The sequence below is a fragment of the Collinsella aerofaciens genome, from assembly GCF_015556945.1.
Lineage (GTDB): Bacteria > Actinomycetota > Coriobacteriia > Coriobacteriales > Coriobacteriaceae > Collinsella > Collinsella aerofaciens_AO.
Window position 1 is genome coordinate 1 of record NZ_JADNNH010000043.1, and the last position, 1,247, is coordinate 1,247.

A 1,247-nucleotide genomic window follows, 5' to 3' on the forward strand; every position below is an offset into this window, starting at 1 on the left:
CCAGATTCTAGGACAGGGGCCGCTTGCGTTTGGCGGTCAGCCGTCGGCGCGCTTACACCAACATTTCCGACGCGATCATATTTAGCATCATTATTTATCGTTACGGCAATTGCATAAATACCGAAAACGTGAATGGCACTTAAATAGAAACGAACGGACCGTTGCAAAACGACCCGTTCGTTTTAATCAGAATATTTGCTAGAACCTGTGTGAAAACACGAATTTCGACCTGCTATGCAAGCGGCACGTTGTCATACCAGCCCCATTTTGGCTTGTATGAGGTGGAATAATAATCCAACCAGTACGCCATATCGAGCGTCCTGATCCGACCGACATTATCCATAACCTGGTTATTACCGATGTAGAGACAAACGTGACCGTAAATGCTGCCCATGCGTGTATGCGTATGCGAAGGAACGGCAATGACCATTCCGACTTTCAAATGAGAATAATCGGTGTATTTACAGTAATCCCAGTAGTAATCGCAGGCATCTGTATGGACATTCCTAAATCCGGCACGCTCATAGATATCTGCAATCCACTCGGAGCACAATCCCGGGCCAGGAGACGGCACCTGTCGGGCAATATCTACAATTTTCTTCTGCATGGGATTTGCAAACGCGGTTGGTTGCCCAAGCAAACACGGCGAAACGGTGCTCCCGGGGGCATTGGCGCCCTTCCTCGTAAGTCGAACTTGGATAGCTTGGACATGCGCCCCATAGCCAGTACTACCGGCAACGGAGCCATTTTTAGTCCAACCAAGCCAGCCGACGTTATCGACATGAACCCTGTACCAAACATCAAAATAGGTTGCCAAGTCACCAGAAAGAGATATTTTAATAGCCTCAACCGAATTGGATTCAGCGGTAGACGAAAGCTGCACTCCGTTTGACTTACCAGACGTCCAGCCTACATTCGAAAGATGCAGTTGATAATTAATCCCGCCGGCAACAGATGAAGTAGTTTTAGCCGAAAACCCGGTGATGGGAATTCCCTGACCAGTTGTACCGGACACCTCACCGGCCGAGACGGAATTCTGCCAAGCGCCTTTCACCTGAGAGGAATATGTCACCGAAGGTATTTCAAGATGGGAATATCCCGATGTATCAGGATGGGAAGCACCCTTCTTAATGAGCTTAATCTGAACAGCCTCGAGAGAGCACGACATACCGGTGGTGCCGGCCTCCTCGCCGTCCTTGGCCCAGGCCATCCAGCCGATGTTGGAGGCGTGGACGCGGTAGTAGACG

At 49.9% G+C, this 1,247-nt stretch carries 1 pseudogene; it reads right to left on the reverse strand.

Going from position 1 to position 1,247, the window contains the following annotated elements:
• Positions 1-232: 232 nt before the first annotated feature.
• Positions 233-1,247 (reverse strand): annotated as a pseudogene (locus I2F59_RS09510) (hypothetical protein); the annotation flags it as partial.